The organism is Pontibacter deserti, from assembly GCF_023630255.1.
In the GTDB taxonomy this organism is placed as follows: domain Bacteria; phylum Bacteroidota; class Bacteroidia; order Cytophagales; family Hymenobacteraceae; genus Pontibacter; species Pontibacter deserti.
On the sequence record NZ_JALPRS010000005.1, the window covers coordinates 1 to 14,122 of the forward strand.

The 14,122-nt window shown below is 45.6% G+C and carries 14 protein-coding genes; 5 read left to right on the forward strand and 9 right to left on the reverse strand.

Translation table 11 applies throughout. The features are described from left to right. Positions 1 to 255 precede the first annotated feature (255 nt). The 3 genes from MJ612_RS17570 to MJ612_RS17580 all read right to left on the reverse strand — a co-directional run bounded on the left by MJ612_RS17570 (position 256) and on the right by MJ612_RS17580 (position 2,147). Positions 256 to 1,053, reverse strand: coding sequence for a TPM domain-containing protein (locus MJ612_RS17570; RefSeq protein WP_187033864.1), 798 nt, complete (start codon positions 1,051 to 1,053; stop codon positions 256 to 258). A gap of 6 nt (positions 1,054 to 1,059) precedes the next feature. Beyond that, positions 1,060 to 1,497 (reverse strand): TPM domain-containing protein, encoded by a 438-nt coding sequence (locus tag MJ612_RS17575; RefSeq protein WP_187033865.1) that lies wholly within the window; start codon positions 1,495 to 1,497, stop codon positions 1,060 to 1,062. Positions 1,498 to 1,568: 71 nt separating this feature from the next. Continuing rightward, complete coding sequence (locus tag MJ612_RS17580; RefSeq protein ID WP_187033866.1) at positions 1,569 to 2,147, reverse strand: LemA family protein; 579 nt, start codon at positions 2,145 to 2,147, stop codon at positions 1,569 to 1,571. A 191-nt stretch (positions 2,148 to 2,338) separates the two neighbouring features. Here MJ612_RS17580 and MJ612_RS17585 point away from each other — a divergent pair, with 191 nt between their 5' ends. Further along, positions 2,339 to 3,340: a sugar phosphate nucleotidyltransferase gene (locus MJ612_RS17585; RefSeq protein ID WP_187033867.1), complete on the forward strand. Its 1,002-nt coding sequence runs from the start codon at positions 2,339 to 2,341 to the stop codon at positions 3,338 to 3,340. Between the two features lie 146 nt (positions 3,341 to 3,486). Beyond that, positions 3,487 to 5,691, forward strand: a complete 2,205-nt coding sequence (locus tag MJ612_RS17590; RefSeq protein ID WP_187033868.1) for a prolyl oligopeptidase family serine peptidase — start codon at positions 3,487 to 3,489, stop codon at positions 5,689 to 5,691. Between the two features lie 140 nt (positions 5,692 to 5,831). Here MJ612_RS17590 and MJ612_RS17595 read toward each other — a convergent pair whose 3' ends face one another. Further along, positions 5,832 to 6,362, reverse strand: a complete 531-nt coding sequence (locus MJ612_RS17595; RefSeq protein WP_187033869.1) for an REP-associated tyrosine transposase — start codon at positions 6,360 to 6,362, stop codon at positions 5,832 to 5,834. A 166-nt stretch (positions 6,363 to 6,528) separates the two neighbouring features. On the opposite strand from MJ612_RS17595, the gene MJ612_RS17600 reads away from it, so the two are divergent. Both MJ612_RS17600 and MJ612_RS17605 read left to right on the forward strand, forming a co-directional pair. After that, the gene (locus tag MJ612_RS17600; protein WP_187033870.1) at positions 6,529 to 7,275 is read left to right on the forward strand and encodes an acyl-[acyl-carrier-protein] thioesterase; all 747 of its coding nucleotides are present in this window, start codon (positions 6,529 to 6,531) and stop codon (positions 7,273 to 7,275) included. Positions 7,276 to 7,340: 65 nt separating this feature from the next. After that, complete coding sequence (locus MJ612_RS17605) at positions 7,341 to 7,814, forward strand: GNAT family N-acetyltransferase (RefSeq protein ID WP_187033871.1); 474 nt, start codon at positions 7,341 to 7,343, stop codon at positions 7,812 to 7,814. 77 nt (positions 7,815 to 7,891) lie between these two features. Here the strand turns inward: MJ612_RS17605 and MJ612_RS17610 are convergent, their stop codons facing one another. The 3 genes from MJ612_RS17610 to MJ612_RS17620 form a co-directional block, all read right to left on the reverse strand. Continuing rightward, positions 7,892 to 8,227, reverse strand: a complete 336-nt coding sequence (locus MJ612_RS17610; protein ID WP_187033872.1) for a DUF4286 family protein — start codon at positions 8,225 to 8,227, stop codon at positions 7,892 to 7,894. An 87-nt stretch (positions 8,228 to 8,314) separates the two neighbouring features. Continuing rightward, complete coding sequence (locus tag MJ612_RS17615) at positions 8,315 to 8,851, reverse strand: hypothetical protein (protein WP_187033873.1); 537 nt, start codon at positions 8,849 to 8,851, stop codon at positions 8,315 to 8,317. Positions 8,852 to 9,024: 173 nt separating this feature from the next. Further along, positions 9,025 to 10,266, reverse strand: coding sequence for an MFS transporter (locus MJ612_RS17620; RefSeq protein ID WP_187033874.1), 1,242 nt, complete (start codon positions 10,264 to 10,266; stop codon positions 9,025 to 9,027). A 180-nt stretch (positions 10,267 to 10,446) separates the two neighbouring features. On the opposite strand from MJ612_RS17620, the gene MJ612_RS17625 reads away from it, so the two are divergent. Then, positions 10,447 to 11,067 carry a YdeI/OmpD-associated family protein gene (locus MJ612_RS17625; protein WP_187033875.1) on the forward strand — a complete coding sequence of 207 codons (621 nt, stop codon included), beginning with the start codon at positions 10,447 to 10,449 and terminating at the stop codon, positions 11,065 to 11,067. 81 nt (positions 11,068 to 11,148) lie between these two features. On the opposite strand, the gene MJ612_RS17630 is transcribed toward MJ612_RS17625, so the two are convergent. Both MJ612_RS17630 and MJ612_RS17635 read right to left on the reverse strand, forming a co-directional pair. Then, complete coding sequence (locus tag MJ612_RS17630; RefSeq protein WP_187033876.1) at positions 11,149 to 11,709, reverse strand: hypothetical protein; 561 nt, start codon at positions 11,707 to 11,709, stop codon at positions 11,149 to 11,151. Between the two features lie 56 nt (positions 11,710 to 11,765). Continuing rightward, positions 11,766 to 14,099: a TonB-dependent receptor gene (locus tag MJ612_RS17635; RefSeq protein ID WP_187033877.1), complete on the reverse strand. Its 2,334-nt coding sequence runs from the start codon at positions 14,097 to 14,099 to the stop codon at positions 11,766 to 11,768. Positions 14,100 to 14,122: the final 23 nt, after the last annotated feature.

Consider the following 14,122-nt stretch of genomic DNA (forward strand, 5'->3'; position numbering starts at 1 on the left):
GTTGGACCACTATAAAACTGTAGCTAGCGCGTTTGCCATGCCTGTCCCTGCCGGGCCAGTTGCACCAGGAGATGCAACACCATCGTTAGTCGCGAGTCTAGAGACTCACGCCAGCAGAACTTTATTTAAAATTCCATCAATCTATTAACCCTGCAAATCCTGATTAAAACAAAAATAAAGGAGACAAAGTATAAACCTCATCTCCCTCATTCATAATTCATAATTTCGAATTCATAATTGCCCGAAGGGCGTGCATTACCAACTGCTGCTGGCACCGCCACCGCCGAAGGAACCTCCACCGAAGCCGCCAAAACCTCCTCCGCCTCCTCCGAAGCCACCACCTCCGCCTCCGAATATACCGCCACCGGAACGGAAAGTACCGAAACCTCCAGGAATAAAAATAGGTCCACCTAGCGTGCGCGAATAACCTCTGCCACCACGGCCTCCACCACCGCCTCTGCCAAACCTGGAAAGTATAAAAAGCAATAGCAGCGCTATGATAATGATAAACAGAAGCGATGGGCCTCCTTCATCTTCGTAACTGGCTGTTGGGTCGGCCTGGTAGGCACCGGCAGCTCTTGTAATGATGATATCTGTGGCCTCGTTTAAGCCTTTGTAAAATTCGCCCTGCTGAAAATTAGGCTTGATAACGAACTCGGTAATTTCCTTGGCTTTGGCATCTGGCACTAAATGTTCCATGCCATAGCCTGTGCGTAGTGTAATTTTGCGCTCGTTTTTGGCAATTAATAACAGTATGCCGTTATCATTTTTCTTACCACCTATTCCCCATTGTTCCCCCAGTCTGTCTGCATAGTCGGCCACTTCGTAATCGCCGATGGATGTAAGCGTAACTATAGCTATCTGGGTAGAGGTGGTATCGTTATAATTTACCAGTTTCTGCTCCAGCGCCGCTTCTTCTTCCTGGCTCAGGATGTCGGCCATGTCGTTAACCAGGCGTGGCGGGTTAGGGCGCGGCGGAAAATCTTTATCCTGGGCAAAAACCAGCAGGCTTAGGCAGCAAAAGCACAGAAAAAGTATAGCGTGTTTAAGCATAGTGTGTTATTGTCCGAAAGAGATGTCGTCGCGTAATTCGTTGATGTCTCCTTCTTTGTTATAAGGGAAATGCGCTTTTAGTTGTTCGCCAGCCATACGTATGCCATTAGCGAGCCCGGTAGCGTAATGTTTTTGCTTAAAATGTCTGATCACTTCTTCGGTGATATCTTCCCAGAAATGGTCGGGTACAATGGCATTTATGCCTGCATCGCCGAGCACGGCAAACTGATGATCTTTAATAGCAATATAAAAAAGCACACCGTTGCGCAGTTTGGTCAGGTGCATGTGCAGTTCTGCAAAAACTTCGGTGGCACGGTCCAGTACATCGCCTTCGCAATGATTCTCTATGTGCACACGTATCTCCCCGGATGTATTCTGCTCCGCTTCCCGTATGGCAGCCAGTATAAGCTGCTCGTCTTCAGGGGTTATGGTATCTTTGGGCATGGTTTAATTGTTGGTGGTTGATTGTTGGATTGTTGATCTGGAAAAGGTAATCAGCAATTAACAATCAACAATTAAAATTGTACCGTAGGGGCTTTTTGTGCTCCGGCTTCAGCTTCAAAGTAGCCTTTCTTTTCAAAGTCGAACATGCCGGCTATGATGTTGCGCGGAAACGAACGGATGTAAGAGTTATAGTCCTGCACGGTTTCGTTAAACTTGCGGCGCTCTACTGATATGCGGTTTTCGGTGCCTTCGAGCTGTGCCTGTAACTCCAGGAAGTTACGGTTGGCTTTCAGGTCAGGGTATTGCTCCACGGTAACCAGTAAGCGGCTTAACGCACCTGATAACTCGCCCTGAGCCTGCTGGAAACGCTGGATGTTTTCTGGGGTCAGGTTATCTGGGCTGATGTTTACGCTGGTTGCTTTTGCACGCGCTTCTATTACACGGGTCAGGGTTTCCTGCTCAAAGTTAGCAGCTCCCTTAACGGTATTTACCAGGTTTGGAATCAGGTCGGCACGGCGCTGGTAAGCATTCTGTACGTTAGCCCAGGCAGCTTCTACGTTCTCATCTTTAGCCACCATTTCGTTATAACCGCACGACGACTGCGAAGCCAGCACTACAAATCCGATCAGGTAAAATAATAGTCTTTTCATAAGTTTATGTTAGGTAGTAAGTATACGTTAATAGTTGGGCCCGTAAGGCGTTATCAGTACGAAATTACGGCACCATCGTTTAAAGTTAGCCTTTTTATATTAAGAAAAGCCAATATTAAGATGCTGTTAAGCTACAGTTTATACTTTAGGTTATAGCTTTAATTTAATATATTAGCAAAAAAGTATAGTTGATGAAAGCAGTAATTCCGGTGGCAGGTATAGGTTCAAGGCTCCGTCCGCACACGCATACGCAGCCCAAATCGCTGTTGCCGGTGGCAGACAATACTATACTTGGCCATATCGTAGATCGCCTTCTGGAGGCCGGAATCCAGGATTTCGTGTTTATAATCGGGTACCTGGGCGAGAAGATAGAACGCTATGTGAAGGAGAAGTATCCTCAGCTAAATGCCGAGTTTGTGGTGCAGGAACCCCGCGAAGGCCTTGGTCATGCCCTCTGGATAGCCCGCCATACTTTTGAGCACGAACAAAGTATACTTATCATGCTGGGCGATGCTATAGTAGACACTGATCTGCAGCCTATACTTGATGCGCCCTATTCAGTGCTGGGTGTTAAAAAAGTGTCGAAGCCATCTATGTTCGGGGTTACTGAAGTAGGCACCGATGAGTTTGTGGTAAAGTTGGTAGAGAAACCTAGAATCCCGAAATCGAATTTTGCGCTGGTAGGGCTTTATAAAATTGCCAACCCACAAAAGCTGATCGAATCGTTGCAGCATATTATTGATGAAGACCAGCGCACTTTAGGCGAATACCACCTCACCGATGCACTAATGCACATGATCCGGAACGGGGAGCAAATGGTAAAATGGAATGTAGACCAATGGTTTGACTGTGGTCAGAAGGATACTTTACTCGAAGCAAATGCCACTTTACTGAATCGTCCGCACCTGCGCCACATTAACTATAGCCAGCAATTTCCGGGCAGCATTATCATCCCGCCGGTAACTATAGGCACAGGTTGTACCATTACCAATTCAGTTATCGGGCCAAATGTTGCTATCGGCGACGACACAACCATTACCAGTTCTATACTTAGCAATTCTATAATTGGGTCTTTTTCGGAACTGCGCAATGCTGTAATGCATGATTCTATTATCGGATCTGATGCCAGTTTTAAAGGGTTCAGTCACAGCCTCAACATCGGCGATAGTACTGAGATTAACTTCGGGCAGTAGCAAGCTGGCAACAAAGTATAGCCTTTCCTGTTTAAGTCTTCAGTTATTAGTTGGGGTTTGTTCGTGCGGTCAACTATAGCCCTTTTCAGGATAATTACTTATCTTAGCTTTTCCCGTATCACAACCTAAACCCAGACAAAACTAATATGAAGAAATCTACTGTTTTACTGCTGGCTGGTGGCATTACAGCCATGTCGGCATGTAAATCCACCCAAACCGAAACTACTGCCACCGGCATGAATACCAAAACCACTACTGAAGCCGCAGTTGCAACGGCTGAAACCGAATTAACTTACCCGAATACCAAAAAAGTAGACCACGTTGAGAACTACCACGGCAAGCAGATTCCTGACCCGTATCGTTGGCTCGAAACGCATAACGACGAAGTAGACCAGTGGATAAAAGCGCAGAACGAAGTAACGCAGGAATACCTGGGCGATATCGACTTCAGAGATAACATCAAAGCACGCCTGACCGAGATCTGGAATTACCCGAAGTATGGTGCTCCATTTAAAGAAGGCGGCAAATATTATTTCTATAAGAATGATGGCTTGCAGAACCAGAGCGTGCTATATGTGCAGGAAACCCTGGAATCTGAGCCAAAAGTATTCTTCGACCCGAACAAACTATCTTCTGACGGAACAGTGGCTTTAACAGCTTTCAGCTTTTCTAAGGATGCTAAACATGTTGCCGTAGGCACATCAAGCGGCGGTTCTGACTGGAACACCTACCAGGTAATGGATGTGGCTACCGGCAAAATGCTGAATGATAAACTGGAGTGGGTTAAATTCTCTGGCCCAAGCTGGTATAAGGATGGTTTCTTCTATAGCCGTTACGATGCCCCAACAGAAGGCAACAAGCTGGCCAATAAAAACGAGTACCACAAAGTATATTACCACAAAATTGGTACGCCACAGAGCCAGGACAAGCTGATTCACGAAGACAAAGCACATGCGTTGCGCAACTTCTACGGCCAGACCACAGACGATGAGCGCTTCCTGATTCTAAATGCTTCGGAAGGTGCCAGCGGAGCCAACGCTTTATACTATAAAGACCTGACTGATCCGAAATCAACTATAAAACCGATTGTAGATAACTTCGAGAGCGAATATAATGTGGTTGATAACTTCGGTGATAAACTGCTGGTGATGACGAACAAGAATGCGCCGCGCTATCGCCTGGTGATGATCGATCCGAAGAAACCACAGGAAGCCAACTGGAAAGTTATAGTTCCGGAATCGGCTAATGTTATGCAGAGCGTGTCTACGGTAGGTGGCCGTATTATTGCGAGTTACATGAAAGATGCTACCAGCCAGGTTGTGGTGTACGACCAGAACGGTAAGCAGCTGAATACGGTGGAACTGCCAACTTTAGGTACTGTGAGCGGCTTTGGTGGTGACCAGAAAGACAAAGAGACATTCTTCACGTTCACGTCATTCACGTACCCGCCAACCATTTATCGTTACGATGTACCAAACAATAAAGTAAGCCTGTTCCGCAAAACCGAAGTGAATGTAGATACCGAAGCTTTTGAAACGAAGCAGGTATTTTATACTTCAAAAGACGGTACCAAAGTTCCAATGTTTATCGTGCATAAAAAAGGCCTGAAACTGGATGGCACCAACCCGACTTACCTGTACGCTTACGGTGGCTTTAATATCTCGATGACGCCAAGCTTTAGTATTGCGAACATGCTGTGGCTAGAGAACGGTGGAGTTTATGCGATGCCTAACCTGCGTGGCGGTGGCGAGTACGGCGAAGACTGGCACAAAGCCGGCATGACGCCAAATAAACAAAACGTATTCGATGACTTTATCGGAGCTGCCGAGTATCTGATCAACCAGAAATATACTTCATCAGAAAGACTGGCTGTGGCTGGTGGCTCTAACGGTGGTTTGCTGGTTGGCGCCTTTATGACGCAACGCCCTGAGCTGGCTAAAGTTGCTCTGCCTGCGGTAGGTGTAATGGACATGCTGCGCTTCCATAAGTTTACGATTGGTTGGGCGTGGGTACCAGAGTATGGCTCTTCAGACGACGCTGCCCAATTCGAGAACCTGTATAAATTCTCGCCGTTGCACAACATTAAAGAAGGCGTTAAATACCCTGCAACTTTAGTTAAAACCGCTGATCATGATGACCGCGTAGTTCCTGCGCACTCGTTTAAGTTTATCTCCGAACTACAGGCAAAAGGCGCGCCGGGTAATCCATACTTAATCAGAGTAGATGTGCGTGCAGGCCACGGTGCCGGTAAACCAACTTCGCTGGTTATCCAGGAGTATGCAGATACTTATGCGTTCATTTACAAGAACATGGGCGTGAACCCGTACGAAGGCGAAGCTCAGAACAAATAACAATAAGTATAGATCTGCCATTTATACTTCAGCCGCGCTGCCTGCCTCAGGTAGCGCGGCTTTTTTGTGCTCTCATCTATTTTGCCCTCGCTCGCGTCCCGCGAGTGTGAGCTACCAGCGGACTCCGGCCGCGTTAATCTTTATAGCTCAGAAACCTTCAGCGGACTATCTGCACAAGCACTACTATACATGTAATATTCTGGCTCACTAACTATACCAGCTCGCACAGGATTCTGATGTATATAATCTACTTTCTGATCGATCACTCTGGCAGAATGAAGAGTAACAGGATGATTTATATAATTCCAAAAATGATAGCGGCTATACTGCTTGTTGCTCTTAGCAAAATGTTCAAAAACATTTAACAGCCAATCTTTTCTACTTTCCTGCGGATTGTTTTCAATTTCTTCGATGATCTTTTTGGCTGTATAGCTTTTAAACCTGCCAAGTAATTCGGTTAATTCTCCATCCTGTCTTCTGCTAATAAGGTGCAGGTGATTGGTCATAATAACATAAGAGAAGATTTCCAGATTAAATTTTTCCTGACAGTATTTCAAATTCTCAATCAGAATATCTTTATACTCTTTTCTGGAAAAGACATCAACCCAACCTGCGACAGTAAGTGTTACAAAGTATAGCTCACCTGTAGCTGTCTTGCGATATTCGCTCATAGCTTCTTTAATTTTTTAGCATAGAATACGAAAGGAAAGCTTAACGCGGCCGGAGTCCGCTGGTAGCTCACACTCGCGGGACGCGAGCGAAGGAAGAATGCTTTTTTATTTAGCTACCACAGGTCATCTTCCGTACCTTAGCAACTATAAACCCAAACCTACAGCTATGAAATCATACCCCGGCAAAAGCCAGTTTATAGTTCGATCCAGCGAGATAGATTACCGTGGTAAGGCTACCATACCAGCGCTGGTAAGTTACATGCAGGAAGCCGCCTGGGAGAACACCCGTGACTTAGGAATCTCGATGTACGACTTGCTGGAGCGTGGACTGACGTGGGTGTTGCAGCGCATGCGCGTGGAGATGTTCCGGTACCCTAAGCATGGCGAAAGTATAACTGTAGAAACCTGGGCATCGGGGCGTGAACGTGTTTTCCTGCACCGCGATTTCAGGATTTATACTTCAGATAACGAGCTGCTGGGCCAAGCAACCAGTGTGTGGCTGGTAATGGACGTGGTAAAACGCCAGATGGTATCGGTGCCTGATTTTATTATGGAGGTGGAGGTAGTGCCCAACCAAGATCCGCTGCCATTTGCCAAGGGAAAACTGTCGCAGCTACAGGAAGTACAGTACTCACAGCAAATGCCCGTGCGCTGGCACGATATAGACCTGAACCGCCACGTAACTAACACCCGTTACCTGCAATGGATACTGGATACGCTGCCAACTGATATCCTGGAAAAGCAACTGCGTGAAGTAGACATCATTTATAAAGCTGAAAGTATACTTGGTGATACAGTTTTATCAGAAGCTGGCACAGGTGAAACAGAAACTATACTTTTGCACAAACTTACCAGCCAAGAAACCGGCAAAGAACTGGTGCAAGCCAGGACGCTTTGGGAAGTATTGAGTTAGAGAGTTTAGGAAGTTAGAAAGTTGAGAAATCGAAATACAAAAAACGAAATACGATACACAACAACGTGATACAAATTAGAAAAGGTACTATAGATGACCTGCCGCAGGTGTTGCAACTGATACAGGAGCTGGCAGAGTACGAAAAGGCACCCAACGAAGTAACAAATACTCTGGAAGATATGCGTCGGGATGGTTTTGGCGAACGCCCGATATTTGAATTCTTTGTGGCAGAATCTGAAGCAGAAGGCATTGTAGGGATATCGTTATACTATACAGCTTACTCTACCTGGAAAGGCCGCACCATTTACCTGGAAGACCTGGTGGTAACTGAACGTTTGCGCCGTAGCGGAATAGGTAAAAAGCTGTTTGATGCTGTTGCCGAAGAAGCAAAACGTTTAGGAGCAAAACGTTTCAGGTGGCAGGTGCTGGACTGGAACGAGCCGGCAATTGCGTTTTATAAAAAGATTGGTGCCGAGCTGGATGGAGAATGGATGAACTGCACCATGACCGAACAGCAGATACAGGAGTACAAAGGCTAAGCTTATACTTCATAAAAAAGGCCTGGCTATACTTACAATCAAGTATAGTCAGGCCTTTAATTTATACTTCAGGTTACTTATTCCTGCTCTTTACGCTCCACATTTACACCAACCACTTCCAGCATTGTCCGGAAAGAAGCATAACGGCCTGCATAGCGTTCGTTTACTTTTTGCTGCAGGGCCGGTGAGTGCTCACGCTGGTACTCCTGCAGGTCTTCTACGCTTCGGCAGGTATACTGCACGGCATAGGTAGTTCCACCTGAGGCTTCATCATCTCCCATTACCCTGCAAATCTGGTTTGCCAGGAAATAGCCTGTCCCCATTACTTCCGGAATATGTACTTCTTTCATCCATTGCAGCCATTCGTCGGCCACAGTGTTGTCTATACTTACAGTTACATTGTATAAAATCATATTCAAAAGTACGGAAATTTAAGCCGCTTGTATGGGCACAGCTTTTCTTTTAGAGCAATTCCGGTTTTAAGTGTAGTTTTCAGGGAGTTACTCGCAGATCCAGTTGCCGACACTGTCGTCGCGGTAAACGGCTTCAGGCAGGGTGCGCTGGTAAGCCACTATAATAGGAGCCTCACCTGATGTTGGTTGCAGCTGCATCTGGCCTTCCTGTAGTTGCAGAAACACTTTCCCGTTCTTATCTCCAATTGCTTTTAAGGTGCCGTTTGTATTTCGCAGTTTATAGCTGTTATAGGTGCTGAGACCAGTAGCTGTTAGTTCTTTTAATGCGAATTTACGTTGGTTAAGCGTCTGGTTTGTTGTGTTTATACCTCTGGCCGGCACACATTCCACTTTTCCGCCTATCCAGAGGTTCTCACCCAAACATTCTGAGGTTTCCATTATCAGGTCGAAGTATGCTTCGTTGGTGGGCACGGTAAGGGCTGCCACAGTAACAGGTGGTTGCGCTTTAGGCGGAGCTATACTTGTAGGTTCCTGCTTTTTTTCGGGCTGAGAAGTATACAGCACCACCGCGAGCAGGAGCAACGAAGATATGTCCGCAATTCTTGATGTAAACGGTATCTTCATAAGCAAGTAAAAGTTATAAGCGGTGCTATAATTTTATACTTGCAGTTTTCTGATTTAGTTGTACTGTATACCTGTTTTAAACAATAAAGCTAATGCTGTAACGCGTTAAGTATCAACTGTTTTAAAGGCGGTATTTTTGTTGTCCTATTTTGCAGGCTGCAGTTGCATTTTACCTATAGTGGTTCCATGTAATTCAGATCTTTGCCGTAAGTTTCGTCCAATGTAAGGATAGAAAATACGGCAATGACCATGGATATAACAGCCAACAGCAACGCTCCCGGAACCAGACCTACTCCATCTTTAAGACTTGTGAAAGCAAACGTAAGTGGCACCACTGCTCCTCGCACAAAATTAGGTACCGTGGTTGTAACCGTAGCTCTTATGTTGGTGCCAAACTGTTCGGCAGCTATCGTTACAAATACAGCCCAATACCCGCTGGCAAACCCCAGCGCTACACAAAGTATATAGAAGCTGTTAAGCGACAGGTTACTGCTGAAAAGGTACAAGCCAATACTTATACTTAGCAGGAGCAGGAATATCAGCACAATTGTTCGGCGGTTCTTAAATCGCTGGCTCAGGTAACCACTGGCAAAGTCTCCGAACACCAGGCCTAAATAAGAGAATGATATTGCTTTAGCAGCTGATACAGTACCCTCTACTCCTAGCGCTACTCCAAATTCCGGAGAGAACGTGATCAGGATGCCCACCATATACCAGATCGGTACGCCTATCAGTATACATTTTAGATATTTCCAGAAGCGTTTCGAATTTGTAAACAAGCTCAGGAAATTTCCACGTGTAACATGCGTCTCTTTCAGGTTCTTAAACATCCCGGACTCATAAACTCCTACCCTTAGGAATAAAAGCAGCAAACCTAAGCCACCGCCAATAAAATAAGCAGTGCGCCAGCCAAAATATTCGCCAATTATACCGGCAAGTATAGCTCCCGATATACCTATAGTTGCTACCACCATGGTTCCATAGCCCCGCTTCTCTTTGGGCAGAACCTCTGATACCAGTGTTATTCCTGCTCCCAACTCCCCGGCAAGTCCCACACCTGCTATAAACCTTAGTATGGCATAAGTGGGTATATCCGTCACAAAACCATTCAGAATATTAGCAATTGAATAAAGAAAGATAGACCCAAACAAAACGGAAAGCCTGCCACGCTTATCTCCCAGAATACCCCAGGCTACACCACCCAGCAGCATACCGGCCATCTGCATGTTTAGTAGCAGCACGCCGTTCTCCAGCAACTGCGCCTGGTCGGTTATTCCCAGATCCTGAAGACTTGGGATGCGCACAATACTGAAAAGCACAAGGTCGTAGATATCAACAAAGTACCCTAATGCTGCAACTATAACAGATGCGTTTAAAAGGTAATGCTTGGTAGTAGCAGGAGACGTAACAGCCATAGTTCTAATAGTATAGAGAGTTTTAAATATATTCTTTTCCGGAGAGTAGTGCAATAGCTGCCACTTATAAAGTAGGCCAATAAGGTAGCACAAGAGTTTATACGCCCACAAGTATGGATTTTGAAGAATTAGCTTTAGCTTAGAACCCTGAACAAAGTATAAATAAACTATAAAGTATACATGCCTGCTATCTGCCAGAAACTTCAGCTAAAAGCCCCTTATAATTTATTGCTCCTGAATGCCCCTGCTGGACTAAAAAATGAATTTGAACAGGAAGGCGGTGAAGTAACCGAAGCAGCCACTACTACAACTCAGAATGCTTATGACGTAGTGCAGCTGTTTGTTGCAAACAAGGAAGAATTAGATATACTGGGGCCGCAGGCTATTTCAGCGCTGAAGCCGGGAGGTATACTCTGGATAGCTTATCCTAAAAAAACATCAGGTATAAAATCGGACCTTACCCGCGACCATGGCTGGGTAACTATAAAAGAACTGGGATATGAAGGTGTGCGACAAATAGCTATTGATGATACCTGGTCATCGTTGCGATTCAAGCATCAATCCGAACGAAAGGAGCCCTCTAAAATGGGCGCAGACTATCCTGGTATCGACAGAGTGAACCGCACTGTAACTATACCTGCCGATCTGCAGGAGGCTTTACAGCAGGCGAAGGTGCAGGAGCGTTTTGAAAAGTTATCTTTTACTAACAGAAAGGAACATGTAATAGCAGTTCTGGAAGCGAAGCGTGCTGAAACACGCCAGAGCCGCATAAGCAAAATTGTGGAAAAGCTGCAGGCATAGGCATCTGTAAAACAGCTATACTTAAAACAGAAAAGGCGCCTGTATAAGAGCGCCTTTTCTGTTTTATACTTAAGCAGTATACTATTGCTGAATAGTTACGTTAAATTCAACTTCAACATCAGTCTCGCCTTTGGTAGCATCGCCAGGGGCAGGTGCTTTGGTGCCAGGCTGGTGCTTTAATACTACTTTTAGTGTACCTGTGCTGGCAGCGCCGGTAGTAAAAGTAGTTGCCAGGCCTAATGGGCGGTTTTCTGAATCTGTGTCAATTGCTTCAACTTCAAGGTTAAGGCCGCTGCTTGGCGTATAAAATACCTGGTGCTCATCTGCTTCTTCCAGCACTTCATCGTGGATCTCGATAGCAGGAGATTCGTTTTCGTTTAGCAGAGACAGGCTTGCAGTGTAAGTAGTGTTCGCTTTAAGCGTAAGCGTGGTTTTTACAGGTGCGTCACCGCCTACACCATCCAGGTCTGTATATTTTGCAGATGCTAACTGGCCTTTTTCAGAATCCATATTAAGCTCAACTGTTGTTATTAGCTCACGGTCTGAAGTTGGATCTGGATCATCGTCGTCGCCGCAACTGGTAGTAACAATAAGAGAACCCATTAATAAAAAGGCCAGGTACGGTCTCAAAAGCTTCTTCATAAGTAATATTTTATAAAATGATGATAACAAATACGATTATTGAAATAAGGTGATACTTAAATTTTTGTATTCTGTTTTAAATATAGCGGTAATTTAATACGAATCAGTAACATTCGTGCAGTTTCGCTGGCAAAAAAACGTAATCGGTTCTGATAATCTCTATAAACCGAGTTTAGCAGATTGTTTCCGGACACACTTACCTCAACAGGTTGACGGCCAAACTTTAAAGTAGTTCCTGCTTCTGCCTGCAGCAAAAAGTAACCTTCTGGTGCATCCATCCATGGGTCTGTCTGCTTATCAGATCGGTTTTGCCGCGCAACCATTAACCCTCCCACCGAAACAAAGCTATTTGTGAAATTAGTCTTGGCCAAATCTCCCAGCTCATATTCCAAGTCGGCATTTATCCTGTCGGCAGGTATGCCTGGTAAATACTGATCTTCCTGGGTGTTATAAGCCCGAACTATACTTGCCTTTGCATCGAGAACAAGCTTGTTCAGGAGAAGGGCATAAGACAAGTTAAGATCTGCTCCGTAAAAACGTGCGTCGGCCTGTTTGTAATGATACGATAGGTAAGACCCAAAAACTGTTAACACCGGCTCAGCATCTGGTTGCAGGTAGATGTAATTGTAGATAGTGTTATTGAATATACTTATACCTCCGTTCAGGCGGGCATTGCTGTGGTAGTTTATAGTTGCACTTGTGTTTATGGCATGCTCTGATACCATATTCGGATCTCCCACTTCATAGGATGCTGTTCCGTGGTGTATGCCATCGGCAAAAAGCTCGTTAGCATGAGGCGACCTGGATGCATAGCTCACATTTCCACCGAACGTAAAGTGATACCCAACATCCAGCAACGCTCCAGCACTACCCGACAGGTTATGAAAAGTATAAGTTGGCTTGTTGAGGTTATTGTCTCTATCCAGTGCTTTTACATCCATGTTCTTATAGTCGTAGCGTATACCGCCTTCGAGTTGTAGGTTGCCTTTACGCCATTTCTCTTCAGCAAAAACACCTGCTGTAAAACTCCTGTAAAATGGTACGAACTTACGCCACAGGTATGTGTTGTCCTGCCAGAGTGTGCTAACGCCCATACTGCCCGAGATTTCGGAAGGTAATTCATGCTCCCACACCAATTCAGTAGTATGCGTTAGCAAATCCAGGTGCAGGTCAGGGCGGTTAGGGTCATCTTCCGGCTCATCTTTATCAAACTCTTCCCGCACGTTTTTCTGAAAAGCATACGTAAACAACAGCTTACCAATGTCTCCGGTAGTATAGTAACTCTTCAGCTTCAGGAGATGGTGGTTGATGTCCTGGTATGGCCGGGCGATAGTATAACTGAATTCACCTGTTTCTTCAGGCCTGCCGCGGGCAATGGCATTCAGCATATCTGTGGTGCTGTTAATGTGCGCCGATGTGAGCAACCCAACTTTAGAATGAAACAAACTATAATAGGCTTCTGTCCCGAATTTTTCACGGTTGTAGCCAAGCGTTGCCGCCAAGTTCTGCTCTTCAAAGCCTGTATTCTTCAGGTTATACTCCGGCGTATGAGAATCACCGGCTTTTTTAAGAGAAGTATGTAGTCGCCAACTGATAGGTTGTTTCTGTAATCGGCCCTGCAGCAAACCAGAAACTGAACCCATCCGGCCATTAGTGCCACCTATCAGGCCAATATTACCGCTTATACCTGCTGTATCGGGCATTGGGCTTGGGTTTACAAGTATAGTTCCGGCAATAGCATCAGAACCGTAGCGAACACCGGCAGCGCCTTTTACCACTTTAAGTTCTGTGGCAGCGAGCGGGTCAATTTCCGGAGCATGTTCGTCGCCCCATTGTTGTGCCTCGTGCCGCACCCCATTGTTAAGTATAAGTACGCGGCTGCCACTCATGCCATGTATAACAGGCTTCGATACGTTTGGCCCAGTTTGTAAGGAGCTTACGCCTGGCAGCTTCTCCAGTGCTTTCCCTAAAGCCATGCCTTCTGTCTGCTGCAGTTGCCTGCCAGCTAATACTTCCGTAGCCTGTGCTTCAGTTATAACTTTTGTACTTACTACTTCCACCGAGCGCAGCATGGCAGCATCAGAGTGCAATTGCAGATCTCTTACCGAAGATGTGGTGATTCTGTAAGAATATGCCTCTGTAGTATAGCCAATAAAGCTTACTTTAAAAGTATAAGTACCCTGGCACACATGATGAAAATGATAATTACCATAAGCATCAGCAATCGCAGCGCGGTCTAGTTGCGGAATATAGATGGTAGCGCCTGGTAAAGGAGCCCGGGTATCATGATCCAGCACCTTACCAGATATGGTTAGGCCACAATCCTGCACAGCGCCTGTAGCACCAACATGTGGCAGCATATCCTGGGCAGCCAGTGGCAGTGCAGCCATAAACAATGGCAGCAAAAACAGCA